Origin of the sequence: Amycolatopsis sp. w19 (assembly GCF_051373225.1) — a bacterium.
In the GTDB taxonomy this organism is placed as follows: domain Bacteria; phylum Actinomycetota; class Actinomycetes; order Mycobacteriales; family Pseudonocardiaceae; genus Amycolatopsis; species Amycolatopsis japonica.
The window spans coordinates 212,946-235,488 of record NZ_JBPQFM010000005.1; the positions used below are offsets into that span (position 1 = coordinate 212,946).

Consider the following 22,543-nt stretch of genomic DNA (forward strand, 5'->3'; position numbering starts at 1 on the left):
GAAACCGCTACCCGTGCACCGGTGGGACGTCCTAAGACGCGGTCGGCCTTAGCCGAAGAAGCCGTGGACCTCGTCGATGACGCGGTCCACGTCGGCGTCGGTCAACGCCGGGAACAGCGGCAGCGAAAGCTCCTGGCCGTAGTACAGCTCCGCGTTCGGGCACATCCCGCGCCGGTACCCGAGGTCCTCGAACACCGGGTGCCAGTAGGCGGGGATGTAGTTGACCTGCACGCCGATCCCCTTGGCGCGCAAGTGATCGAACAGCGCGCGGCGGCGTCCTTCGAGGACTCGCAGCGGGTACAGGTGCCACACCGGATCCGCGCCTTCGCGCACGGCAGGCGTCAGCACTCCGTCCAATGAGGACAGTGCGGCGGTGTAACGCGCGTGGATCTCCGCGCGCCGCTTCTTGAACTCCGCGAGCCTCCGCAGCTGGCTGCTTCCCAAGGCGCACAACACATCCGGCAAGCGGTAGTTGAGGCCGAACTCGTGCACCTCCTGGTGCCAAGCGCCTTCGTCCGGATACCGCTGCGCCGCCTTGTCGCGCACCAGCCCGTGGTTGCGGAAACCGCGGGCGCGTGCCAGCAGCTCGTCCGAACCGGCGACCACCGCGCCGCCTTCGGCCGTGGTGAGGTTCTTGGTGGGGAAGAAGGAGAACGTCGTGAGGTCGGCGAGCGAGCCGACCGGCCTGCCCTGCCAGCTTCCGCCGACGGAATGCGCCGCGTCCTCCAGCAGCAGCGCGCCGTTGTCGTGCGCGATCCGGCCGAGCTCGTCCAGCTCGGCCGGGTGGCCGGCGTAGTCCACGGCCGCGACGACCTTGGTGCGCGAGGTGACGGCAGCCGCGGCCGCCGCCGGGTCGAGGTTGCCCGTGTCCGCCTCGACATCGGCGAACACGACCTTGCCGCCGAGCAACGCGGCCGTCGCGGCGGTGGCGACGAACGTCATCGGCGAGGTGACGACCTCGTCGTCAGGGCCGATCCCCGCTGCCGCGTACGCGACGTGCAACGCGGCCGTGCCCGACGTGACGGCCACCGCGGGCGTGCCGCCGGTGTGCTCGGCGAGATCGGACTCGAAGCGCGTGACGGCGGGGCCGGTGGTCAGCCAGTCGCCGCGCAGCACCTCGGTGACGGCGGCGATGTCCTCGTCCGAAACGGACTGACGGCCGTAGGGCAGGAAGTCACCCATACTGCTCGACCAGGTCGCGCAGCTCGTCCGCGTCGAGCCACAGGTCGTTGGTGTCCGAGCGGTAGGCGAAGTTCTCCGGCACGGCCTCGCCGCCGGTCGGCGGTTCGTAGCCCCAGCCCGCGATATGCGGCTGGACGACGTACCGGTCGCTCAGCCGCACGGTGCGGCGGGCGTCGTCGGGGGCGATCATCTCTTCGTGCAGCTTCTCGCCGGGGCGGATGCCGACCTCGTGCATCGGCGAACCGGGCGCGATCGCCTGCGCGAGATCGACCAGCCGCATGCTCGGGATACGCGGCACGTACAGCTCGCCGCCGTTCATCTGGTCGAACGAATCGATCACGAACTGCACGGCCTGCGGGAGCGTGATCCAGAACCGGGTCATCTCCTTGTGCGTGATCGGGAGCGACTCGCCCTTGGCCGCGAGCGCGCGGAAGAACGGGATCACACTGCCGCGCGAGCCCATCACGTTGCCGTAGCGGACCACGGAGAACCTGGTCGGATGTGTCGCGGCGTAGTGGTTCGCGCTGATGAACATCCGGTCGGCGCACAGCTTCGTGGCGCCGTAGAGGTTGATCGGGCTGGACGCCTTGTCCGTCGACAGCGCGACGACCTTCTTCACCCCGGTGTCGATCGCGGCCTCGATGACGTGCTGCGAGCCGACGACGTTGGTCTGCACGAATTCGAACGGGTTGTACTCACCCGTGTCGACCTGCTTGAGCGCGGCGGCGTGCACCACGTAGTCGACGCCGTGCATCGCGCGCTCGAGGCGGCGGCGGTCCCGGATGTCGCCGATGAACCAGCGCAGCCGCGGGTCGTTGTCGAACTGCTGGCGCGCTTCGTACTGCTTGAGCTCGTCGCGGGAGAGCACGACCAGCCGTCGCGGGTTCAGCTCGGCCAGGGCGTAGGTGATGAACGCCTTGCCGAACGAACCGGTCCCGCCGGTGAGCAGGATGCTGGAGCCATCCAGCTCGGACATCGTTGACCTCCGCGTTTCGGTGCTACTGCCGCACGACATCATGTCACCCATGGATCCAGACCCCGGGGCCCACGTGGTCAACGCCGTCATCCAGGCACGCGCGTCGTCCACCCGGCTACCTGGCAAGGTGCTCCGCCCTCTGGCGGGCCGGAGCGTCCTCGGCTGGGTCATCCGTGCCGCCGCCGCTTCGCCGGGGATCGACGACGTCGTGGTCGCGACCTCGACGGAGGCCGACGACGACGCGGTGGCCGAGGAGGCCGCCCGGCACGGCGCCCTGGTCGCCAGAGGTCCGCTCGACGACGTCCTCGCGCGTTTCGCGGTCGCTATCGAGTCGTACCCGGCCGACGCGGTGGTGCGGCTCACGGCGGACTGTCCGTTGCTGGATCCCCACCTCATCGGCCAGCTCGTGGCGCAGTGGCGCGCGCAGCCGTCGCTGGACTACCTGAGCACCGTGCTGGTGCGCACCCTGCCGCGCGGTTTCGACGCCGAGCTCGTGCGCACCGGAGTGCTCGCCGAACAGATCGAGACGGCCCGGGGTGCCGACCGCGAGCACGTCACCTCCGGCGTCTACGCGCACCCGGAGCGGTACTCGTGCGCCGGGATCGTCGTCAGCCCGCCCGCCGACGACCTGCGCGTGACCTTGGACACCGTCGAGGACTGGTCGGTCATCGAAGGCATCGTCGCCGAACTGGGCGACCGCGTCGGCGACTGGCGCGAGGTGGTCGCGGTGCTGCGGTCCCGGCCCGAGCTGGCGAGGCTCAATGCGCACGTCGAGCAGAAGAAGGTGAGCAGGTGACCCGGCTGCTGCTTCGAGCCGACGCCTCGCCGTCGATCGGCGCCGGCCACGTCTCGCGCATGGTCGCCTATGCCGAACGCGCCGTCGCGCGCGGCTGGGAAGTCGTGTTCGCGGGGCGGGTGGACAACGCCGAATGGCTGGCCGCGCGATTCGCGGAGCTGTCGGTTCCGGTGGTGCCGACGGCGCCCTTCGAGGGCTTCGACGCGGTGGTCGTCGATCACTACGGTCTCGGCGAACTGCGTGAGGAGGTCAACGCCGCGGGCGCGCTGCTGGTGTCCATCGAGGACGACGTGTTCGGCAGGCGTGCGGCGGATCTCGTGGTCGACTGCGCCTTCGAGCCGAAGCCGCGTCCCGAGGACGGCTCGGGAGAGTTGCTGCGCGGCGCGCGCTACGCGCCGCTGAGGGAAGCCGTCGTGCGGGCGCGGGAAAAGCGGTCCCAGCGCCCCGATGGGGAACGGCCGCGGATCACCGTCGTGCTGGGAGGCGGCGCGGAATGGGCCGATACGGTCAGCGCGCTCTTACGTGCCCTTCGCGACACTCGCGCGCCCTTCGAAGCCGACGTGCTCGTACGCGGTGAGCCGACCGTGCCCGAACCGCTGCCCGGCCAGGAGTTCCGGATCGCACCGCCGGGGCCGGGGCTGCTCGACCTGCTGGTGGAAACGGACGTGGCGATCAGCGCGGCGGGGGTGACGCTGCTCGAACTGTGCTGCCTCGGCGTACCCACCGCCGTCGTCCGGCTCGTGGAGAACCAGGACGCGGGATATCGCGCGGCTTTGGATCTCGGGCTGGCGGCCGGGCTGGGCAGCGCGGACGCGCTCGACGGCCGAGCCACCGAGACGCTCGGAGAATTGCTTTCGGACTCGGCCGTGCGTAACGGTCTTTCCGCGACTTCGATGGCTCTTGTGGACGGGCGAGGAGTCGACCGCGTACTGGACCGGCTGGAGAAGACGAGGATGGCGGAATGACGACCACGGCGGAGCGAAGCGAGGCCGACGCCGTCCAGGAACCGAAACCGCGTCGAGGGCTTCTCGCCGTCTTGCTCGGTTTCGGAGCGCTCTTCCTCGCCGGGTGCTGGGCGGCGTGGTTCTTCACCGTCGACGACGCCTTCATCACCTTCCGGTACTCGGCGAACATGGCGAACGGCCACGGTCCGGTGTGGAACGTGGGAGAAGACCCGATCGAGGGCTTCACGAACTTCCTCTGGATGCTCTGGCACGTCCCGTTCGCCCTCGCGGGCCTGCCGTTGGAGACCGTCGCCAAGGTGACCTCCGTCGTACTGGGCGCCTTGATCCTGGTGATGCTGGTCCGCGCCGGGCATCGCGCGGCGGGTGTCCTCGGCGCGCTCGTGGCGGGCGGCGCGCTGCTGCTGTTCGTGCCGACCTACTTCCACGTCACCGCCGGCCTGGAGACCATCGCGTTCGCCGCCGTCGTGCTGCGCGCCGCCATCGTCGGCGTGGACCTCGTCCAGGGCCGCGCGGTACGCGACTGGGAACCGCCGCTCTTGCTGCTGCTCGCCGGGATGATCCGGCCCGAGGGTGTCCTCGCGACCTTCCCGGCGTTCCTGATCTGGCTGTGGCTCGGGCGCGGGCGACGGCGGACCTGGGTGCTGGTCGCCGCGGTCCTCGTCCTCGGCGGCGGGTATTTCGTCTGGCGGTGGACGTACTTCGGGCATCTGTTCCCGAACACCTTCTACGTCAAGTTCGGCAACCTCGACGCCGGCTCGGTCTGGCTGGAGACCACCGCCTGGCTCGTCCTCCCGCTGCTGGTGCTGACCGCCTTCCTGCTGTTCCGCAAAGCGAGCAGGGGAGCGGGCCTGGTGCTGTCCTCGGTCGTCCTCCTGACCGGCATGACCTACGCGGTTTCCGGGCCGACCATGGACTACATCCACCGCTTCGCCTTCCACGCCTTCCCCGTGCTCTGCCTCGGCGCGGGGCTGGCCATGGCGCACCTCGGCCGCCGGTGGATCGCTGCGGTGTCCGGCGCGGTGGCGGTCGGCTGGGTCGCCGTCACCGGTGCCCAGTCGACGGATCTGCCGGTGATCGCCAACTACGGCCCCGACCTGCAGCGCGCCCACGTCGCCATCGGCAAGGGCCTCGCGAACGCCCAGGTGCCGGAGGCGGCACGGAGCCTGGCGGTCTCCGACGCGGGGGCGATCCCGTACTACAGCGGCTGGAAGTCGATCGACTACATCGGACTGAACGACGAGGCCATCGCGCACGGCGCCTCGCCGACGGACGTCGTCAAGGCGGTCCGCCCGACGGTCATCGTCGTCACCGCTCGCGGCCGCGGGGCCACCCCCGGCTGGGCGTACGGCCTCGTCGTCCCCGACGCGGCGCGCGACTACCAGCTGGTCGCGGACGTGCAGATGCGCGAGGGCTACTTCCAGGAGGTCTTCGCCCTGCCCGAGCACGCCGCGCGGATCCGCGCGGCGCTCGACGAGTCCGTCGGCGAGGCACAGCGCCGGAACGACCCCGGCCGGTACGAGGACACCATCGACCGGTGGCTCGATCGTCTGCGTGCTCAGCTGCCGGGAGGCTGAGGGCATGGGGGTCAGTGCGGACTTCCGGACCCGTCTTCTTGAGCTCGTCGCCGCGGGTCTGACCATCTTCGAGATCCGGCCCCTGCTCGCCGCGGAGCTCGAGCGCGGTGTCTCGCGGGAGAAGCTGTATCAAGAACTGCTCGACACGATCCTGTTTCTCCGTGAGCAGGGCCGAGAGGCTGAAGAAGACCGTGTCGCGGATGTCGCCGACCTGATGTCGGACTGGGTTCCGCGGGAATATCGCTTGTAAGTGCGCGGACACTGGAATCATGAACCACGCCTTTCGCGAAAGACTGCCCGAGTACCGGGTTTGACCTTCGATCGAGGACCGCGGCTGTCCTCGATCCTCCCTACCGTCGTCCCCATGACCATCACGCCGTTCACGATCGACATCCCCCAGCGCGACCTCGACGACCTCGCCGCCCGCCTGGCGAACACCCGCTGGCCGGACGAGATCGACGGCGTCGGCTGGGGCCTCGGGACGCCGCTCGGCTACCTCCAGGAGCTCGCCGAATACTGGCGACTCCGCTACGACTGGCGCGCCCACGAGGAGCGGCTCAACGGTTTCCCCGGGTTCCTGACGAACATCGACGGCGCGAACGTCCATTTCCTGCACGCGCGGTCACCGGAGCCGGACGCGATCCCGCTGGTGCTCACGCACGGCTGGCCGGGGTCCATTGTGGAATTCCTCGACGTCGTCGGACCCCTTTCGGACCCGCGCGCGTACGGCGGTGACGCGGGGGACGCGTTCCACGTCGTCGTGCCGTCGCTGCCGGGGTTCGGTTTCTCCGGGCCGACGATCGACGTGGACTGGGGACCGGACCGGATCGCCGACGCCTGGGGAGTGCTGATGTCGCGCCTCGGGTACGAGCGGTTCGGGCTGCACGGGGGCGACTGGGGTGCGATCGTGTCGCGCGCGGTGGGCGTCCGGTGCCCGGAGCGGGTGATCGGCGCGCATCTGACGATGCTGCCGCACGCGGTGCCCCGAAGCGAGGCCGATCTCGAGGGACTGACCGGCGAAGAACTCGCGCGGGGCGAGGCGGCGCTGGCGCGCGGGCGGGAGTTCCAGAGCGGAGAGCTGGGCTACGCGATGATCCAGTCGACCAAGCCGCAAACGCTTGCCTACGGGCTCACCGACTCACCGGCCGGGCAGCTCGGCTGGCTGGTGGAGAAGTTCAAGTCCTATTCGGACTCGCGTGACGTCCCCGAGGACGCGATCGATCGCGACGATCTGCTCACCAGCGTGATGCTCTACTGGCTCACCGGCACGGCGAACTCGTCATCGCGGATCTACGCCACGCTGGGCCCGGCTTGGGGTACGCCACCGCCACAGTCCACAGTGCCCACTGGAGTGGCCGTGTTCCCGAAGGACACCGGCCTGCCGATCCGGCACCTCGCCGAGCGCACCGACAACGTCGTGCACTGGTCCACTCCGGACCGAGGGGGTCACTTCCCCGGGCTGGAGGTGCCGGATCTGCTCATCGACGACCTGCGGACGTTCTTCCGCCCGCTGCGCTGACTCCCGGCTGCAATGAAAGGACCTTTCCTTGCAAAATTTGCGAGGAAAGGACCTTTCATTGCGCGTGTCAGAGGTACTGGCCGGGCCCGTGCGACTCGCCGGCGGCGCCGTGCCCACCCAAAGCGGCACCGCCCGCGGACGGACCCGCCGGAAGCCCCCGCCGCATCTGTTCCAGCTGCACCCGCGCCGCCATCTGCTGTGCGAACAGCGCGGTCTGGATGCCGCTGAACAGCCCTTCCAGCCAGCCGACGAGCTGCGCCTGCGCGATCCGCAGTTCGGCATCGGACGGCGTCGAGTTCTCGGTGAACGGCCGCACGAGCCGCTCCAGCTCGTCCTGCAGCTCGGGCGCGAGCGCCTGCTCCAGCTCACGGATCGAGGTCTGGTGGATCTCGCGCACGCGGGTGCGGCTGGCGTCGTCCAGCGGCGCGGCGCGGACCTCCTCCAGCAGCTGTTTGATCATCGTGCCGATGCGCATCACCTTGGCGGGCTCTTCGACGAGGTCGCCGAGCGATTCCTCGTGCGCCTCCTCGCCGGAGTCGGAGCCGGGGGCGGCGATGCGTGCGGTGCCGACCGGGGTGCCGTCGGGACCGACGACCACCACATGGTGTTGGGAGTCTCCGCCGCCGTCACCGGGGGTGGTCGATTCGCGGGAAACTGGGTCGGTCATGTGCTCCATCCTGGCCTACGTCGGGCACGAAGCGCAGTGTGGTTTTCAGCGCCGTCTCCGAGCGTAGCGGGAATCGTCGCGCCCCGTGATCGGGCAGCCAACCCCGGGTAAAGCGCCAAACCGCACGTCCGTACGGTGTCCACATGGCGTTCGACGTCGCTCGTATCCGTGGGTTGTTTCCCGCGCTGGGTGACGGCTGGATTCACTTCGACGGCGCCGCCGGAATGCTCGTACCTGAACAGGTCGCTTCGGCCGTATCCACGGCCATGCGCGCTCCGGTGTCCGGGCCGGGGGGAGCGTTTCCGGCCTCCCAGCGCGCGGAAAGCATTGTCACGGCCGCTCGCCGGGCGGTCGCCGACCTGGTCGGCGCCGACCCGGCCGGAGTCGTGCTCGGACCCAACGCGCCCGATCTCATCCGCCGTCTCGTCGACGCGATGGCCGATCGCTGGACGATCGGCGACGAGGTCGTCGTCTCCCGGCTCGACGAGGAGGCCAACCTCGCGCCGTGGCGCCGCGCGGCGAAACGCGTCGGCGCGGTCGTGCGCTGGGGCGAGATCGACATCGAGACCTGCGAGCTGCCCGCCTGGCAGTACGAGAACCTCGTCTCCGCGCGCACCAAGGCCGTCGCGGTCACGCTGGCGTCCGGTTCGGTCGGCACCCGGCCCGACGTCCCGACGGTGATCGAGTTCGCCAAACGCGTCGGCGCGCTGGTCGTCGTCGACGCGACGTACGCGGCGCCGTTCGTGCCGCTGGACCTCAACGCGCTCGGCGCCGACGTGATGGTGGTTTCGGCGCAGGCCTGGGGCGGGCCGTCGGTGGGGGCGCTGGTCTTCCGCGACCCCGAACTGCTCGAACGCCTGCCGTCGGTCTCGCTCGACCCGGCCGCGCGCGGTCCGGCCCGGATGGAGCTGGGGCCGCACGCGTACCCGTTGCTGGCCGGGCTGATCGCGTCGATCGACTACCTGGCCGGTCTGGACGACGCCGCGCTGGGCTCCCGGCGCGAGAAGCTGGTGACGTCGCTGGGCTCGGCGAAGTCGTACCACGCGGGGCTTCTGGCGCAACTGTCCACAGAGCTGCGTTCGCTGCGGCACGTCATGGTCATCGGCGACGCCATGCGCAGGATCCCCGCGCTCGCGTTCGCCGTCGCGGGCAAGAAAGCGCCCGAAGTCGCCGAATACCTGGCGTCCCAGGGGCTCTGCGCCTTCGCCGACGACGGTACGAGTGGTGTCTTCGGCTCCCTCGGCGCCGCCGAAGTCGGCGGCGCCGTCCGCATCGGACTCGCGCATTACTCGAACGTCTTCGAGGTCAATCAGCTCGTCCGAGTGCTGGAAGAGATCCGCTAGGACTTCGCGGCGAGGAGAACCTTGCCGAAAACCGTGCCGTCCTCGAGAGCCCGGTGCGCGGACGCGGCTTCGGCCATCGGGACGACCTGACCGACGATCGGCTTCACCGAACCCTGCTCCACCAACGGCCACAGCCGCTCGCGGACGTCGGCGACGATCGCCGCCTTCTGCGCCAGCGGCCGCGAACGCAGGCCCGCCCCGAACACGCTCGCCCGTTTGCCCATCAGCTTGCCGATGTTCAGCTCGCCCTTGACGCCGCCCTGCATGCCGATGATCACCAGCCTGCCGTCCATGGCCAGCGCGTCGATGTTGCGGCCGAGGTACTTGGCGCCCATGTTGTCGAGGATGACGTTCGCGCCGCCGGTTTCGGCGCGCAGCACCGCGACGAAGTCCTGCTCCCGGTAGTTGATCGCGATGTCGGCGCCGAGCTGGCGGCAGCTCTCCAGCCGCTCGTCCGAGCCGGCGGTCACCGCGACCGTCGCGCCGAGCGCCTTGGCGACCTGGATCGCGTGCGTGCCGATCCCGCCCGCGCCGCCGTGGACGAGCAGGACGTCACCCTCGGACAAGCCGGCGTGCATCACCACATTCGCCCAAACCGTGCACGCGACTTCGGGCAGTCCGGCGGCCGCGAGCAATTCGACTTCGGCGGGAAGAGGAAGCAGTTGTCCGGCGGGTACGGCGACCTTTTCCCCGTAGCCACCACCGGCGAGCAAAGCACAAACTTCGTCGCCGATTCGCCATCCTTCGACGCCCTCGCCGATTTCGGCGATCGTGCCCGAACATTCGAGCCCGAGGATTTCGCTGGCACCCGGCGGCGGCGGATAATTTCCCTGACGTTGCAGCAGGTCAGCGCGGTTGACGGCGCTCGCGGCGACTTCGATGACGACTTCGCCTTCACCCGCCACGGGATCAGGGACCTCGGTCCATTCGAGAACATCGGGATCGCCGGGCTCACGGATGGTGATCGCGTACATACAAACGACCCTATCCCGGTGTCGTAAAGTCCGCCGAACGTCGGTTGACCTGTGGCGCAAACCACACAAAGGTGACGCTCATGTCATATTCGCGAAGAAGCATTGTTCCCTCGATCGTGGTGATGGCCACCGCCGCGCTCACGGTCGGAATGGCTCCCGCTGCGACGGCCACGACCGGAATCGACGGTCCCGCGCTGGCCAAGCAGCTCGTCAAGAAGGTCGACGTGAACAACGTCAACCGGCACCTGATCGCGCTGCAGCGGATCTCGGACGCGAACGGCGGCCGCCGTGCCGCCAGCACCGAAGGGCACAAGAAGTCCGCGGAGTACGTCGCCACGAAGCTGGAGCAGGCGGGCTTCACGGTGACGCGGCAGGAGTTCCCCTTCACATACGCGGAAACCCTCGCGGAGAAGCTGACGGTCGCGGGCGCCGACGTCCCGATCATCATCATGTCCTACAGCCCGTCGACGCCCGCCGGCGGAATCACCGCCCCGCTCGCGGTGGTCCCGGTCGACGACACCAGCGGCTGCGAAGCGACCGACTACGCCGGCGGCGTCACCGGCAAGATCGCGCTGATCCAGCGCGGTGGCTGCTCCTTCGCGCAGAAGCAGGCGACGGCCGCGGCGGCGGGCGCCGTCGGCGCGATCGTCTACAACAACGTCCCGGGCCCGGTCAACGGCACCCTGGGCGACCCGGCCGCGGGCAAGATCCCGACCGGCGGCATCACCCAGGCCGACGGACAGGCGCTCGCCGGCAAGGCCGGTGCCTCGGTCACCCTCGACCTGCGTGCCTTCCAGGAGGCGCGGACCAGCTACAACGTCCTCGCCGAGACCAAGACCGGTCGCAAGGACAACGTCGTGATGCTCGGCGCCCACCTCGACAGCGTCACCGAGGGCCCCGGCATCAACGACAACGGCACCGGCTCCGCCGCGCTGCTGGAGACCGCGCTGCAGCTGGGCAGCAAGCCCAAGGCCAACAACGCCGTCCGCTTCGGCTGGTGGAGCGCCGAGGAGTTCGGCCTCGTCGGTTCGACCTACTACGTCAACTCGCTGAGCTTCGAGCAGCAGCTCGACATCGCGCTCTACTACAACTACGACATGATCGGCTCGCCGAACGCGGCGTACTTCGCCTACGACGGCGACAACTCCGACGGTGTCGGCGCGGGTGCGGGCCCGTACGGTTCCGCGCAGCTCGAGAAGACGCTCGTGGACTACCTCCAGCTCGGCAAGGGTGTCCCGGTCGAGGGCACGGACTTCACCGGTCGCTCCGACTACGGCCAGTTCATCGCGGTCGGCATCCCGGCCGGCGGCCTGTTCACCGGTGCCGAAGGCGTGAAGACCGCGGCGCAGGCGGCCAAGTGGGGCGGCAGTGCCGACGTTCCTTACGACAAGTGCTACCACCAGGCGTGCGACAACCTCGGCAACGTCGATCGCGTCGCGCTCGAACGCAACTCCGACGCCGTCGCGTGGGCGCTGGGCGTGTACGCGACCAGCACCGCGGACATCAACGGTGTGTCGGGCAGTTCGGCCGCGAAGGCGAAGGCCCTTCGCGCGACCGAGCGGTCTCAGCAGCGGAGCATGACGGCTTCCGTCCAGGCCGACGACCACCACGTCGCCGCCTGATCTCTCACGAGACGCGCCCCTCGCAGTACGTGAAGGCCCCCTTCCTTGCGCTAGACGCAGTGAAGGGGGCCTTCACGTACTTGGGAACGCGCTCAGCCCAGGCTCTTGGCCGCGAAGGTGTCGCACCGCGCGGGCTCGCCGGTCTGGAAGCCGGTGGTGAACCACTTCTTCCGCTGCGCCGAGGTGCCGTGGCTGAACTTCGACTCGTCGACCCGGCCCCCGCCGAGCTTCGACTGGATGTAGTCGTCACCGATCCGCGAAGCGGTGTCCAGCGCCGAGTCGACGTCCTCCTGGCTGACCTCGGTGATCAGCGGCCGCCCGCTCTCGGTCGGGGTGGTCGTCGCGTGGTTCGCCCAGACACCGGCGTAGCAGTCGGCCTGCAGTTCGAGCCGCACCGAACCGGACGTCGGCCCGCTCCCGGTGCCCTTTTTGGACACTCCGGTGAGGTTCTGCACGTGGTGACCGTATTCGTGGGCCAGCACGTACGCCTCCGCGAACGGCCCGCCCTGTGCACCGAACCTGGTGCGGAGTTCGTTGAAGAAGCCCAGATCGATGTAGACCGTTGAGTCGCCGGGGCAGTAGAACGGCCCGACGTCGGAGGTCGCGTTGCCGCAGGCCGTGTTCACGCCGCCGTTGAAGAACTTCGTGACCGACTTGCGGTAGGTCGACCCGGACCGCTGGAACTCCTGCCCCCAGTAGTCCTGGATCGAGTTGATGATGGCGACGATCGCGCAGTCGTGGTTCCGGTTCGCGTCCGCGCCGGTCTTGCACTCCTGGGACAGCGTGGTGTTGTCCACCTGCTGCCCGGAGCCCAGTCCGCCGAGCCCGCTCGAGGACGGGTTCAGGCTCACACCGCCGAACTGGGAGATGAGGAAGTAGATGACCAGGCCGACCACACTGAGCCCGCCGCCGCCGAGTGCCACCCGGCCGCCGATCCCGCCGCCACCGCCACCGCCGCGCAGGTCCTCGACCTCGGAGGTGTCCAGGCCCGCGCCTTCGTCGAATCGCACGGGGGAAGCGTAGCCGGAAGACCCCGGATATGCCTGGGTGCGGCCGCGTGGAGCGGCCGCACCCAGGGCTACCGAGGTTGTCTTGTTCTGATCGCCGGTCGGCCGCGATCACCGGGCCGGCGTCCTGGCACTGCCGAGGCGGTCGAAGAGGCCGCTAACCCGAAACAGGCCGGAGTGACGCCGAATGCGCCAGAATTGTCGAGCGCATCCGAGATGCCCGCGCTCGTCGCTGTTCACAGTCGCGACCGACCCGGTCCTTTCCGTTCCGGTCGCGGGGACACAGCAGGCGGTCAACCGCGAGAATCACCCGCCATACCACCACCTGACCCTTCCCGGCTGGGAGCAGGTCCGGCGACCCTTCCACGGGTTCGCCCGGTACTTGCCCGACCATCCGCTGACAAGCAGAATGCGCCTTTTCGCGCCGAGTCTCAACCTTTTCGTAACCCTCCTTCGGGCGAATGTTCCGCCGGATTTTTCAGGGGCCGAAAAGTGACCGGTGGGTATGCGCCTTGTGCGATCAACGCTCTACTCTGCGTGGATGGCGGTGGAGCAGAAGGAAGTGCGCTGGCTTTCCGAGTCCGAGATGGTCGCCTGGCGCTCGTACATCGTCGCCACCATGCGGCTGCGACAGCGCCTCCATCGCGAGCTCTCCGAGCGCCACGACGTCACCCTCGCCGACTACGAGGTCTTGGTCTGCCTTTCGCTCCAGCCCGACCGGCGGATGCGGATGACGGAGCTGGCGAGCATGCTCGGCTCGACCAAGAGCAGGCTTTCGCACCAGATGGTCCGGCTGGAGGCGGACGGTCTCATCCGCCGCACCCGCGATCCGGCGGACAAACGCGGCGTCGTCGCGGAGATGACCGGGAGCGGCGCGGAACTGCTGGAAGGCGCGGCGCCGACGCATGTCGAGGGTGTCCGCGAGCATTTGATCGACCTGCTGAGCCCCGAGGAGCAGCGGGTGCTGGGGCAGGCTTTCGGACGCGTGCTGGAGCACCTGTCCGAGATCGACGGCCTGCCGCGGCTGCCGCCGATCACTTCCTGAGCCTGGCGGCCTGACGCGTCAGGTGGGCACGCTCGGCCAGGTCGGCCGCCTTGCCCGCGGCCTCGCCGTACAGCCGCGCCGCGGTCTCCAGGTCGCCGTCGCGCTCGTGGAGGTACGCCGCCACGGCCGCGTACCTCGGCAGTGAATCGTCCAGTTCGGCGAGCGCGGCCAGGCCCGCGCGCGGTCCGTCCGCCTCGCCGACGGCGACCGCGCGGTTGAGCCGGACGACCGGGCTGCCGGTCAGCCGCGCGAGTTCGTCGTACCACTCGACGATCTGCACCCAGTCGGTCTCCGCCGCGGTGGGCGCGTCGGCGTGGAGCGCCGCGATGGCGGCCTGCGCCTGGAACTCGCCCAGCCTGTCGCGGGCCAGCGCGGCTTGCAGGATCTCGACGCCGTCGGCGATCAGACGCGTGTCCCAGGCGCCGCGGTCCTGTTCGGCGAGCGGCACCAGTTCGCCGTCGGCCGCCGTCCGCGCGGCGCGCCGGGCGTGGTGGAGCAGCATGAGGGCGAGCAGTCCGGCGACCTCGGGATGGTCGATCGAGGCGAAGAGCCGCCGGGTGAGCCGGATGGCTTCGGCGGCGAGGTCGACGTCGCCCGAGTAGCCCTCGTTGAACACGAGATACAGCACGCGGAGCACGGTGGCGACGTCGCCCGCCTGGTCGAAACGCACTCCCGAGACGGTGCGCTTGGCCCGGCTGATGCGCTGCGCCATGGTCGCTTCGGGCACCAGGTACGCCTGGGCGATCTGGCGCGTGGTGAGCCCGCCGACGGCGCGCAGGGTGAGCGCGACCGCCGAAGACGGCGTCAGCGACGGGTGGGCGCAGAGGAAATAGAGCTGCAGCGTGTCGTCCACCGCGGGAGCGGGCCCCGGGGCGGGCTCGTCGTCGACGAGGTCTTCGCGACGGCGGCGGGCGGCGTCGGACCGTGCCATGCCGAGGAACTTGCGCCAGGCGACGGTGACGAGCCAGCCCTTCGGATCGTTCGGCCGGTCGCCGGGCCAGACGCGGACGGCCTCGATCAGCGCCTCCTGGACGGCGTCCTCGGCCGACGCGAAGTCGGCTCCGCGGCGGACGAGGATCCCGAGGACGTTCGGCGTGAGGCTCCGGAGCAGGGCCTCGTCCAGTTCGGTGGTCACTCCGTGACGACGAGCGGGTCGCCCTGCAACGGACGCAGTTCGAGCCATTCGTGGATCGGCTTCCCGCCCGCTCCCGGGGCGGCCGACAGCTCACCCGCGAGTTCGAGCGCCCGCTCGTAGCTGTCGACATCGATGATCATGAAACCGGCGATGAGGTCCTTGGTCTCGGCGAACGGGCCGTCGGTGACCGGCGGCTTGCCCTCTCCGTCGTAACGGACGAAGGTGCCTTCGGGCGCGAGAGCCTGCTCTCCGACGTACTCGCCGGTCTCCACGAGCCGGGTCGCGAAGTCCCTCATGTAGTCGATGTGCGCCGTGATCTCCTCCGGCGCCCATTGCTCCATCGGGATGTCGTTCACCGCCGCCGGAGCGCCGCGGTAGTGCTTGAGCAGCAGGTACTTGGGCATGCCGGAAGGGTAGCGGCAGACTGCCGGTCCTTCTGCCTGGTCGGCTGAGACATCCGACCTCTAGCGTCTTTTTCGCGTTCCTCCATCGCGAAAGGAAGAGCCCTTGTCCAAGGCGAAACGGCGAACCGCCTGCCTGCTTGTGACCATCGGTCTCGGCTGTGGCCTGCTCACCGGAGAAGCGGTCGCCTCCGAGGTGGCCCCGGCCCCGCTCGCTCCAGCCGTCGCCCAAGCGCTGATCGCCGCGAACCCGGTGGTCTGCGAGGGCGACGGGGTTTCCGGCAAACGTGTCGAGCTGGTCTACGTCCGTGAGGCCGGCCAGCCCGACCGGTACGCGACCGTCGCGCCGTCCCTGCGCGCCTACGCGTCCGGGATCGACGATTCGTTCAACGACAGCGCCGCCGCGACCGGCGGCAGCAGGCATCTCCGCTACGTGACGACCGCGGGCGCGGGTTGCCAGGTCGCCGTCGCGAATCTCGTGGTGCCCGACGGCACGTATCTGTCCGGCGCCATCCGCGACCGCGCCATCCAGGCCGGTTTCTTCGACGCGGACCGTGACTACATGCTGTTCTCCGACAATCCGCACACCTGCGCGGGCACGTGGGGCGACAGCGACGACCAGCCCGGCCCCGCCAACGCCTTCAACAACGGCAGGCACTACACGGAGATCGCCGTCCCCTGCTGGGGTGTCAACGCCGCCGCCCACGAACTGGGCCACATGCTCGGCGCGGTTCTGCCGGGCGCCCCGCACTATCAGGGCGGCGGGCACTGCTCCCAGGAATGGGATCTGATGTGTTACGGCGACACGCAGTCCTTCGACTGCACGGAACGCGACTTCGACCGGCTGCTGGACTGCGGCAACGACGACTACTTCAGCACGAACCCCACGCCGGGCAGCTGGCTCGCGACGCATTGGAACGTCGCGAACAGCGCCTTCCTGATCAAGAAGGACACGCCCGACAACGACGACGGCCACGCCAGGGGCGGGAAGACCTACGTCATCACCGGCGCGAGCGGTAACGCGATCGACGTCGTGGGCTCGTCGACCGGCGGCCTCGTCAACCTCAGCCATCGGCCGCGGACCGACGCCATGAGCCAGAAGTGGGTCCTGGGCTACAACACCGGTCTTCAGCTGGTCAACGCCAACAGTCAGCTGTGCGCCGACAGCGCCCAGAGCGGGACGGCGCCGGGAACGCCGATCCTGCAGTACAACTGCAACGGCCAGAACGGTATGCGGTGGGCGTTCCAGCCGCTCGGCAACGGCAAGGTGGCGATCTTCAACTACCTGACCGGTTACGCGATCACCGACGGCGGCACGTACCCGGCGCCTCTGGTCCAGCAGCCCTACACCGGGGCGGCCAACCAGCAGTGGACGCTGAACCCCGTCGCCGATCCCGGCCCGCAGGCGGGCAAGAAGTACTACTTGACCGTCGCCACCAACGGAAACAGCGCGGCGGTCGTCGACGGCTCGTCGTCGGCGGGCGCGAAGATCACCCATGTGGCCAGGCAGAACGACAACGGCCAGAAATGGCGGCTCACCGACGCGGGCGGCGGGTACTGGAAGATCTCCAACGAGCGGAGCGGTCAGTGCCTGCGGCCGGTCTCCGGCAGCACCGCGGAGGGCGCGCAGTTCGAGCAGACGCATTGCGGCTCCGCCGTCAACCAGCAGTGGAAGCTGTTGCGCAGCGCCGACATGCGCTACGGACTGGTGAACCGGGCGAGCAAGCTGGCGGTGCGGCAGATCAACAACGGCACGGCTTCGCTGCTGGAGCAGCGGCCGTTCCTGGGCGGCCGTAGCGACGAGACGGTCTGGGCACTGGTACCCGCGTGACGCGAAGCGCCCCAGGCCGGTCGGCCTGGGGCGCTTTCGTATTCAAGACTGGCGGTAGCGGTGGGATTCGAACCCACGGAGGACAGAGCCCTCGCATGTTTTCAAGACATGTTCCTTCGGCCGCTCGGACACGCTACCGCTGTCGAGGGTATCCGACGGGGCTTTGGTGGAAGGTTTCGGATCTAGTCGAAGTCCCAGTCGGTCAGGATGCCCACGAAGATGACGCCGATCAGGATCAGCACGATGACGGCGACGCCGAGGTAGCCGATGATGATCGCCGCGAGCGCCATCCCCTGGCCGCCCGCTTCCCCGCGTTTGGCCTTGGAATGCGCGATATGCCCCATGATGACGCCGGCGATCGACGGCAGCCCGCTGCACGCGACGAGACTGGCGATCGACACGACCAGCGCCGCGATCGCGAGCCCTTGTTCCTGCGGCGGCGGCATCGCCGGGCCGTATCCGTAACCCGGTTGCTGGTACGGCTGCCCGTACGGAGGTTGCTGGCCGTAGGGCTGCTGCTGACCGTAGGGGTCCTGCGGGTATGTCACCCGCTAACCGTAACCGCCGGAGCTCAGGATGCCTGGCTCTTCGCGGCCTTCGCCGCGATTCGCGCCTGGACCTCGGGACGGCGCAACGGCGGCACCTTCGCCGGCGGCTGACGGCGCTCGGGCAGTTCGGCCAGCAGCCGCCGGGTGATCGCGGTGACCTCGGCGACGGCGGCCTCGAACGGCTCACGGGTGGCGTCGGAAAGGCTCTGCACCCCGGACACCTTGCGGACGTATTGGCGGGCGGCGGCCTCGATCTCGTCCGGCGTCGCCGCCGGTTCCAGGCCTCGTAGCGTGGTGATGTTCCGGCACATGCCCCGATCGTACGTCCGCTCACCGACGTTTCCGAGTGCTTCGATCACACAGTCGGTTAGAAGGTGCCGTGGTTCGTTGACGCCGAAAAACGCGTTTGGGCACCCTCGGCGGAGTGCCCCTCAGACCTCGCTCTCTTCGCCGTGCGCCCGTCGAGCCGACCCCCGAACCGGCCGAACCCTCCCCGATACCGGAACAGATCGGGCAGCGCGTCCCGATCGACGCCCTGATCGACCTGGTCACCGAGATCTTCACCGCGCACGACCTGCCCTGGTCGCGGGCCAGGATGGCCGCCGAGGCGTTGTGCCACGGCGATCTCACCGGAACGCCGGAATCCGGTGTCGCCGAGCTGACCCGGCTGTATCTGCCGATGCTGACCAACGGGATGGTGCGGCCGAGGGCCGAACCGCTGATGATCGCCGACCGCGGCGCCGCCGCCCTGATCGACTACCGCCGCGCGCCGGGCCTGTGGGCCGTCGGCGACGCGATGGACCGGGCGGTGTCCCGGGCGGGCCGGTACGGCGTCGGGCTCATGTCGGTGCGCGGCGTCGGGCCGTTCGGCAGCGCCGGGCATCATGCCGCGAGGGCGTTGCCGCACACCATGATCGGGCTCGTCATGGCGGCGGGCGGGGAGCGCGGGACGGCCGCGAACCCGCTCGGTATGGCCGCCCCCGCCGGCGCGTACCCCGAATTCGTCCTCGACTTAAACACGCTGGGGGACGTCGACGGCGCGGGCAGCGCCGCGATCGCCGGCTTCGCCCTGCTGGTGGAGATCTTCGCCGGGGTGCTGTCGGGCGTCGGCGACCACGACCACGACACCGGCCTGATGGTGATGGCCATCGCGCCGACGACGCTGCGCAGCGCCGACGGGTTCTACAAGGCGGCGAGCGCGTTGTTCGGCAGCCTGCTCGGCTGGGAGGGCGGCACGCCGGTCCGCTATCCGGGCTGGCGGGAGGCGCAGTACCTCGAACAGTGCCAGGCGCTGGGTGTCCCACTGAACGAGCCGGTGCACCGCGAGCTGGAAGAACTCGCGAAGGCGTTGCGCCTGGCGCCGCTGCAGGGGCGTTAGCCCAGGACGACGCGGCCGCCTTCGCCGCCGACCTCCACGACGTCGCCGTTCGTCAGCTGACGGCCGCGCCGGACCTCCACCTCGCCGTTGACCGTGACCTCTTCGGCGTCGAGGAGGTCTTTGGCGTGCGATCCGTCTTCGGCCAGGTTGGCCAGTTTGAGGAACTGGCCGAGGCGGATCGGTTCACCGGTGATCGGGACGTCGTGGATGCTCATGGGGAGATCATCCCCGTGCGTCCATCTTCCGGTACAAGGTGGCGACGTCGGTGTCGAAGTAGCTGCTGTAGGACGTGTCCGGATCGTCCCCGCCGTAGAGGTAGCCGCCGATCACGCCGACGACGGTGCCGAGTCCGGTCTTCGGGTCGGGGTCGACCACCCACGGGCCGCCGCTGGTGCCGGTCGTGAAGCCGGGGCACGCGACGCGCATCTGGTAGGTGTCGGCCTGGGCGCTCGTGCCGTGGCAGACGACCGGCGCCTCCCGTTCGTCGGGATACCCGGTCAGGGTGATCGGGTGGTCGAATCCGCCGCCGGTCAGCAGGGTGTTGGCGCCCGTGACGCTTTCGAGGGTCTTCGTGGTGCCGGCCTGGCGGGCGGTCGCGAACCCGACGTCCAGGTCCGGATCGGAGGAATCGGCCCAGCCGTCGGGAACCTGCGGATCGGAGACTTCCCAGTAGCCGTACGGCGCGACACCGTCGTGGTAGCCGGGCGCGAACGAGATCCCCGTCGCGTACTCGCCGCCTTCGCCGTCGTGCAGGCAATGCGCCGCCGTGAGCAGGAGGTCGCCGGGGGCGCTGTGGACGACGCTGGCCGTGCAGAAATGCGTTCCGTCCAGGAAGAGCGCGCCGATCGCGGGATTGGTCTTCGGTGCCGCGGGAGTGGCAGCCACCGTCGCGGCGGCGGCGTCTTCGGTCGCGGCGGGATCCGACGCGGCGGAACAACCGGACAGAACGACACAGAGCACGAGCAACAGGGCGCGGCGCATCGCCTTCCTTTCGCTCGTCCACGGCTGTCCGGGTACAGATCACCATAAGTGGGGTACGAACACAGCCCGAATCGATCAACGCACAGCAAGCTCACAGCCGTAGTATGTGTTACCTCCGGTAACAGTCGAGCGGGTTGGAGCGGGTATGAAGTCGTTCACGGACAAGGTCGTGGTGATCACGGGCGCGGGCTCGGGGATCGGCAAGGCGCTCGCGATCGAGCTCGCGGGCCGGGGCGCCAGGCTGGCGCTCTCCGACGTCGACGCCGTCCGCGCTGCCGGCACCGTCGCGGAGTGCGAGAAGGCGGGCGCGACCGCGAAGGCGTACGAGCTCGACGTCGCCGACCGTGACGCCGTCCTCGCGCACGCCGAGGAGGTCGCCGTCGATTTCGGCGGCGCCAACGTGGTGGTGAACAACGCCGGGGTCGCGCTCGGTGCCACGGTCGAGGAAATGACCTGGGACGACTACGACTGGCTGATGGGGATCAATCTCGGCGGCGTGGTCAACGGCACGAAAGCGTTTCTGCCGCAGGTGATCGCTTCGGGTGACGGGCACATCGTCAACCTTTCGAGTGTGTTCGGCTTCATCGGCGTGCCCACGCAGAGCGCTTACAACGCCGCGAAATTCGCGGTGCGGGGGTTCACCGAGGCGCTGCGGCAGGAAATGCTGATCGCCCGGCATCCGGTCAAGGTCAGCTGCGTGCATCCCGGTGGCATCAAGACGAATATCGCCCGTGACGCGCGGGGTGGCGTCGAGCGGGACATCGACAAAGCCGCCGAGGGATTCGAAAAGATCGCGAGGACGACGCCGGAGAAGGCCGCGCAGACCATCGTCCGCGGTATCGAACGGGGGACGGCGCGGATCCTGATCGGTCCGGACGCGTACGCCATCGACGCGATTCCCCGCGTGCTCGGCTCCTTTTACCAGCGGCCGCTCGCGCTGTTGGGGCGCTTGGGAATGCGGAATCTCTGAGAAAGCGGAAGCCACTGAACGGAGTAACCCTCCGTGGTCCGGACGGCTCGGGATAACTCGATCGGGGTGCGTTACTTACGGCGGCGTCGGAAATGCACCACAATGCTCAAGTTCGTGATTCCCCTTCCGGAGGTCCCCATGCCGCGCGCCGCCCAGCGCCGTACGCCGACCGATGCCGCGCTCTCCGTCGAGACGGCGGAGCTGCTGGACCGGACCGGGATCATCGCGGCGAGCCTGCCGAAACGGCGGCGCAGCCCGGAGAACGAACCCGTACCCGAGCCGATGCCGGTGCGGCCCCCGGTCTGCGAACCGGTGGTGGACAAGGATCTCCGCCCGAAGGCCGTCGTCATCCATCGCCGCGCCCGGTCCTGGCTCGTCGGCGGAGCGGGGGTGGCGCTGCTCGCGATCGGCTGGTTCGCCGGCACCTTCAGCTTCCAGCCCGCCGACGACACCGCCTTGCCCGAGCAGCCGTTGCCCGCCGTGGCGACCCAGCAGGCGGCGCCGCCGGCCGCGCAGCCCGCGCCGCAGGCCGCGCCGGTGACCGTCTACGTCCCGGTCACCGTGAAGCAGCAAGCGCCCGCGACGAAGAAGAAGCCCGCCAAGGAACGCGTCGTCGCCCTTCCGCCCGCCGAGACCCGGCCGCCGGAGCAGCCGCGCACCGACCTCGGCTCGCGTGACAAGGCCACGCAGGACATCCGGAGCATGATGGATCCCGTCGTGGCGAGTTCCCTCGCGATGCAGATGGCGCAGGGAATGGTGAGTTACGGCTACGGCCGCTGACCCGTCAGCGTGGCGGCCAGCGCCGAGCCCTCGCCAGGATCCCCGTGCACGAGTTCGGTGCGATGCACCACGCGCGGCGAGGACAGCGAAAGCGCGCTCACGCCGGTGATGACGTCCGCCGGGAGCAGCGCCAGTCCCTGACCGGCCGAGACCAGGGCGAGCAGACCGCGGACATCGGTCCCGGTGTAGCGCAGCCGACCGCGGAATCCGTCGGTCGAAGCGAACTTTCTCAACCGTTCCAACGGAATCGCCGTATCCGGAGCGTCGATCCACGCCGCGTCGGCGAGTTCGGCGAGCCGGACCGCCCGCCCCGTCATCGGATGGCCGTCGGGCACCGCGACCGCGAGCGGGCGTTCGCCGACGACGGTGGTGGTGAGCGGGCCGACGTCCGGCAGCGGGAGCGGATCACTCGGCGCGGTCATCCCGTCGACGAGGCCGAGATCGAGTGAGCCCGTCGCGACCTCCGTCAGGACGTCTTCGCGGCCCAGGACGCGCAACTCGGTGCCACGACGCGCGGCCGTGGCGACTTCGGCGGTGAGCGACAGCGGGGTGAGCCCGAGGACGACCCGCCCGGTGGGAGCCGCGGTGAGCCGGGCGAGGTCCGCGCGGGCGGCGTCGAGCCGGGTCAGCAGCGGGCCGGCGTGTTCGAGGAGACGTTCCCCGGCGTGCGTCGGGGCGACGGGCCGCCGGGTGAGCAGCGCGGTGCCGAGGTCCTGTTCGAGCGCGGCGATGTGCTGGGAGATCGCGGATTGCGTGTAGCCGAGGTCGCGGGCCGCCCGCGAGAACGAGCCGCCGCGGGCCACCGCCACGAAGGTGCGGAGCAGATGAGTCTCCATGGTCATCAGTATC

The 22,543-nt window shown here is 69.6% G+C and carries 24 protein-coding genes and 1 tRNA gene; 12 read left to right on the top strand and 13 right to left on the bottom strand.

Annotated elements, in window-relative coordinates:
* Window positions 1-48: 48 nt before the first annotated feature.
* The gene (locus tag ACSMFO_RS13795) at window positions 49-1,182 is read right to left on the bottom strand and encodes a DegT/DnrJ/EryC1/StrS family aminotransferase (RefSeq protein WP_436458902.1); all 1,134 of its coding nucleotides are present in this window, start codon (window positions 1,180-1,182) and stop codon (window positions 49-51) included.
* Window positions 1,175-2,158: a UDP-N-acetylglucosamine 4,6-dehydratase (inverting) gene (pseB, locus tag ACSMFO_RS13800; protein WP_038507572.1), complete on the bottom strand. Its 984-nt coding sequence runs from the start codon at window positions 2,156-2,158 to the stop codon at window positions 1,175-1,177. The genes ACSMFO_RS13795 and pseB overlap by 8 nt, the downstream gene beginning before the upstream one ends.
* Window positions 2,159-2,207: 49 nt before the next feature.
* Between pseB and ACSMFO_RS13805 the strand changes: the two genes are divergently transcribed.
* The 5 genes from ACSMFO_RS13805 (at window position 2,208) to ACSMFO_RS13825 (ending at window position 7,012) form a co-directional block, all read left to right on the top strand.
* Window positions 2,208-2,954, top strand: coding sequence for a cytidylyltransferase domain-containing protein (locus tag ACSMFO_RS13805; RefSeq protein ID WP_436458903.1), 747 nt, complete (start codon window positions 2,208-2,210; stop codon window positions 2,952-2,954).
* Entirely contained in the window at window positions 2,951-3,919 is a 969-nt protein-coding gene (locus tag ACSMFO_RS13810; protein WP_436458904.1) for a spore coat protein, read from the top strand. Before ACSMFO_RS13805 ends, ACSMFO_RS13810 begins: the two co-directional genes overlap by 4 nt.
* Complete coding sequence (locus ACSMFO_RS13815) at window positions 3,916-5,493, top strand: hypothetical protein (protein ID WP_436458905.1); 1,578 nt, start codon at window positions 3,916-3,918, stop codon at window positions 5,491-5,493. Before ACSMFO_RS13810 ends, ACSMFO_RS13815 begins: the two co-directional genes overlap by 4 nt.
* A 4-nt stretch (window positions 5,494-5,497) precedes the next feature.
* Window positions 5,498-5,743 carry a hypothetical protein gene (locus ACSMFO_RS13820; RefSeq protein WP_016330706.1) on the top strand — a complete coding sequence of 82 codons (246 nt, stop codon included), beginning with the start codon at window positions 5,498-5,500 and terminating at the stop codon, window positions 5,741-5,743.
* Between the two features lie 114 nt (window positions 5,744-5,857).
* Complete coding sequence (locus ACSMFO_RS13825) at window positions 5,858-7,012, top strand: epoxide hydrolase family protein (protein ID WP_436458906.1); 1,155 nt, start codon at window positions 5,858-5,860, stop codon at window positions 7,010-7,012.
* Window positions 7,013-7,079: 67 nt separating this feature from the next.
* Here the strand turns inward: ACSMFO_RS13825 and ACSMFO_RS13830 are convergent, their stop codons facing one another.
* Complete coding sequence (locus ACSMFO_RS13830) at window positions 7,080-7,688, bottom strand: bacterial proteasome activator family protein (protein ID WP_038507584.1); 609 nt, start codon at window positions 7,686-7,688, stop codon at window positions 7,080-7,082.
* A 134-nt stretch (window positions 7,689-7,822) separates the two neighbouring features.
* Between ACSMFO_RS13830 and ACSMFO_RS13835 the strand changes: the two genes are divergently transcribed.
* Complete coding sequence (locus tag ACSMFO_RS13835; protein WP_016330709.1) at window positions 7,823-9,022, top strand: cysteine desulfurase-like protein; 1,200 nt, start codon at window positions 7,823-7,825, stop codon at window positions 9,020-9,022.
* Here the strand turns inward: ACSMFO_RS13835 and ACSMFO_RS13840 are convergent.
* A complete protein-coding gene (locus ACSMFO_RS13840; protein ID WP_436458907.1) occupies window positions 9,019-9,996 on the bottom strand; it encodes an NAD(P)H-quinone oxidoreductase in 978 nt (325 codons plus the stop codon). The two genes, ACSMFO_RS13835 and ACSMFO_RS13840, sit on opposite strands and share 4 nt — an antisense overlap.
* 80 nt (window positions 9,997-10,076) lie before the next feature.
* Here ACSMFO_RS13840 and ACSMFO_RS13845 point away from each other — a divergent pair, with 80 nt between their 5' ends.
* Window positions 10,077-11,618 (top strand): M28 family metallopeptidase, encoded by a 1,542-nt coding sequence (locus tag ACSMFO_RS13845; RefSeq protein WP_193786322.1) that lies wholly within the window; start codon window positions 10,077-10,079, stop codon window positions 11,616-11,618.
* 92 nt (window positions 11,619-11,710) lie between these two features.
* Here the strand turns inward: ACSMFO_RS13845 and ypfJ are convergent, their stop codons facing one another.
* Window positions 11,711-12,628, bottom strand: a complete 918-nt coding sequence (ypfJ, locus tag ACSMFO_RS13850) for a KPN_02809 family neutral zinc metallopeptidase (RefSeq protein ID WP_360096743.1) — start codon at window positions 12,626-12,628, stop codon at window positions 11,711-11,713.
* 538 nt (window positions 12,629-13,166) lie between these two features.
* Between ypfJ and ACSMFO_RS13855 the strand changes: the two genes are divergently transcribed.
* Window positions 13,167-13,670 carry a MarR family winged helix-turn-helix transcriptional regulator gene (locus tag ACSMFO_RS13855; RefSeq protein WP_038507596.1) on the top strand — a complete coding sequence of 168 codons (504 nt, stop codon included), beginning with the start codon at window positions 13,167-13,169 and terminating at the stop codon, window positions 13,668-13,670.
* Here ACSMFO_RS13855 and ACSMFO_RS13860 read toward each other — a convergent pair.
* Both ACSMFO_RS13860 and ACSMFO_RS13865 read right to left on the bottom strand, forming a co-directional pair.
* On the bottom strand, window positions 13,660-14,793 hold the full coding sequence (locus ACSMFO_RS13860) for an RNA polymerase sigma factor (RefSeq protein WP_436459021.1): 1,134 nt from the start codon (window positions 14,791-14,793) through the stop codon (window positions 13,660-13,662). The two genes, ACSMFO_RS13855 and ACSMFO_RS13860, sit on opposite strands and share 11 nt — an antisense overlap.
* An 8-nt stretch (window positions 14,794-14,801) precedes the next feature.
* Window positions 14,802-15,209, bottom strand: coding sequence for a YciI family protein (locus tag ACSMFO_RS13865; RefSeq protein WP_436458908.1), 408 nt, complete (start codon window positions 15,207-15,209; stop codon window positions 14,802-14,804).
* Between the two features lie 103 nt (window positions 15,210-15,312).
* Here ACSMFO_RS13865 and ACSMFO_RS13870 point away from each other — a divergent pair, with 103 nt between their 5' ends.
* Complete coding sequence (locus ACSMFO_RS13870) at window positions 15,313-17,037, top strand: RICIN domain-containing protein (protein ID WP_436458909.1); 1,725 nt, start codon at window positions 15,313-15,315, stop codon at window positions 17,035-17,037.
* Window positions 17,038-17,086: 49 nt separating this feature from the next.
* Here the strand turns inward: ACSMFO_RS13870 and ACSMFO_RS13875 are convergent.
* The 3 genes from ACSMFO_RS13875 to ACSMFO_RS13885 all read right to left on the bottom strand — a co-directional run bounded on the left by ACSMFO_RS13875 (window position 17,087) and on the right by ACSMFO_RS13885 (window position 17,896).
* A tRNA-Ser gene (locus ACSMFO_RS13875) sits at window positions 17,087-17,175 on the bottom strand.
* A gap of 44 nt (window positions 17,176-17,219) precedes the next feature.
* A complete protein-coding gene (locus tag ACSMFO_RS13880) occupies window positions 17,220-17,585 on the bottom strand; it encodes a DUF4190 domain-containing protein (protein ID WP_360088580.1) in 366 nt (121 codons plus the stop codon).
* Between the two features lie 23 nt (window positions 17,586-17,608).
* Window positions 17,609-17,896, bottom strand: coding sequence for a DUF2277 domain-containing protein (locus ACSMFO_RS13885; protein ID WP_038522179.1), 288 nt, complete (start codon window positions 17,894-17,896; stop codon window positions 17,609-17,611).
* A 113-nt stretch (window positions 17,897-18,009) separates the two neighbouring features.
* Between ACSMFO_RS13885 and ACSMFO_RS13890 the strand changes: the two genes are divergently transcribed.
* Window positions 18,010-18,963: an Ldh family oxidoreductase gene (locus tag ACSMFO_RS13890; protein WP_436458910.1), complete on the top strand. Its 954-nt coding sequence runs from the start codon at window positions 18,010-18,012 to the stop codon at window positions 18,961-18,963.
* On the opposite strand, the gene ACSMFO_RS13895 is transcribed toward ACSMFO_RS13890, so the two are convergent.
* Window positions 18,960-19,178, bottom strand: a complete 219-nt coding sequence (locus ACSMFO_RS13895; protein WP_016330720.1) for an RNA-binding S4 domain-containing protein — start codon at window positions 19,176-19,178, stop codon at window positions 18,960-18,962. The genes ACSMFO_RS13890 and ACSMFO_RS13895 overlap by 4 nt on opposite strands.
* Window positions 19,179-19,185: 7 nt before the next feature.
* Window positions 19,186-19,944 (bottom strand): trypsin-like serine peptidase, encoded by a 759-nt coding sequence (locus tag ACSMFO_RS13900; RefSeq protein ID WP_436458911.1) that lies wholly within the window; start codon window positions 19,942-19,944, stop codon window positions 19,186-19,188.
* Window positions 19,945-20,089: 145 nt separating this feature from the next.
* On the opposite strand from ACSMFO_RS13900, the gene ACSMFO_RS13905 reads away from it, so the two are divergent.
* Both ACSMFO_RS13905 and ACSMFO_RS13910 read left to right on the top strand, forming a co-directional pair.
* Entirely contained in the window at window positions 20,090-20,914 is an 825-nt protein-coding gene (locus ACSMFO_RS13905) for an SDR family NAD(P)-dependent oxidoreductase (protein WP_436458912.1), read from the top strand.
* Window positions 20,915-21,016: 102 nt separating this feature from the next.
* Entirely contained in the window at window positions 21,017-21,694 is a 678-nt protein-coding gene (locus tag ACSMFO_RS13910; protein WP_436458913.1) for a hypothetical protein, read from the top strand.
* On the opposite strand, the gene ACSMFO_RS13915 is transcribed toward ACSMFO_RS13910, so the two are convergent.
* Window positions 21,682-22,530, bottom strand: coding sequence for a LysR family transcriptional regulator (locus ACSMFO_RS13915; RefSeq protein WP_436458914.1), 849 nt, complete (start codon window positions 22,528-22,530; stop codon window positions 21,682-21,684). The genes ACSMFO_RS13910 and ACSMFO_RS13915 overlap by 13 nt on opposite strands.
* Between the last annotated feature and the right edge of the window lie 13 nt (window positions 22,531-22,543).

Coding starts and splice junctions, on each gene's coding strand:
- ACSMFO_RS13805 (WP_436458903.1), top strand. CDS start 2,208: ATGGATCCAGACCCCGGGGCCCACGTGGTCAACGCCGTCATCCAGGCA.
- ACSMFO_RS13825 (WP_436458906.1), top strand. CDS start 5,858: ATGACCATCACGCCGTTCACGATCGACATCCCCCAGCGCGACCTCGAC.
- ACSMFO_RS13835 (WP_016330709.1), top strand. CDS start 7,823: ATGGCGTTCGACGTCGCTCGTATCCGTGGGTTGTTTCCCGCGCTGGGT.
- ACSMFO_RS13905 (WP_436458912.1), top strand. CDS start 20,090: ATGAAGTCGTTCACGGACAAGGTCGTGGTGATCACGGGCGCGGGCTCG.
- ACSMFO_RS13830 (WP_038507584.1), bottom strand. CDS start 7,688: ATGGAGCACATGACCGACCCAGTTTCCCGCGAATCGACCACCCCCGGT.
- ACSMFO_RS13815 (WP_436458905.1), top strand. CDS start 3,916: ATGACGACCACGGCGGAGCGAAGCGAGGCCGACGCCGTCCAGGAACCG.
- ACSMFO_RS13865 (WP_436458908.1), bottom strand. CDS start 15,209: ATGCCCAAGTACCTGCTGCTCAAGCACTACCGCGGCGCTCCGGCGGCG.
- pseB (WP_038507572.1), bottom strand. CDS start 2,158: ATGTCCGAGCTGGATGGCTCCAGCATCCTGCTCACCGGCGGGACCGGT.
- ACSMFO_RS13895 (WP_016330720.1), bottom strand. CDS start 19,178: ATGAGCATCCACGACGTCCCGATCACCGGTGAACCGATCCGCCTCGGC.
- ACSMFO_RS13855 (WP_038507596.1), top strand. CDS start 13,167: ATGGCGGTGGAGCAGAAGGAAGTGCGCTGGCTTTCCGAGTCCGAGATG.
- ACSMFO_RS13900 (WP_436458911.1), bottom strand. CDS start 19,944: ATGCGCCGCGCCCTGTTGCTCGTGCTCTGTGTCGTTCTGTCCGGTTGT.
- ACSMFO_RS13885 (WP_038522179.1), bottom strand. CDS start 17,896: ATGTGCCGGAACATCACCACGCTACGAGGCCTGGAACCGGCGGCGACG.
- ACSMFO_RS13845 (WP_193786322.1), top strand. CDS start 10,077: ATGTCATATTCGCGAAGAAGCATTGTTCCCTCGATCGTGGTGATGGCC.
- ACSMFO_RS13910 (WP_436458913.1), top strand. CDS start 21,017: ATGCTCAAGTTCGTGATTCCCCTTCCGGAGGTCCCCATGCCGCGCGCC.
- ACSMFO_RS13915 (WP_436458914.1), bottom strand. CDS start 22,530: ATGGAGACTCATCTGCTCCGCACCTTCGTGGCGGTGGCCCGCGGCGGC.
- ACSMFO_RS13795 (WP_436458902.1), bottom strand. CDS start 1,182: ATGGGTGACTTCCTGCCCTACGGCCGTCAGTCCGTTTCGGACGAGGAC.
- ACSMFO_RS13820 (WP_016330706.1), top strand. CDS start 5,498: ATGGGGGTCAGTGCGGACTTCCGGACCCGTCTTCTTGAGCTCGTCGCC.
- ACSMFO_RS13840 (WP_436458907.1), bottom strand. CDS start 9,996: ATGTACGCGATCACCATCCGTGAGCCCGGCGATCCCGATGTTCTCGAA.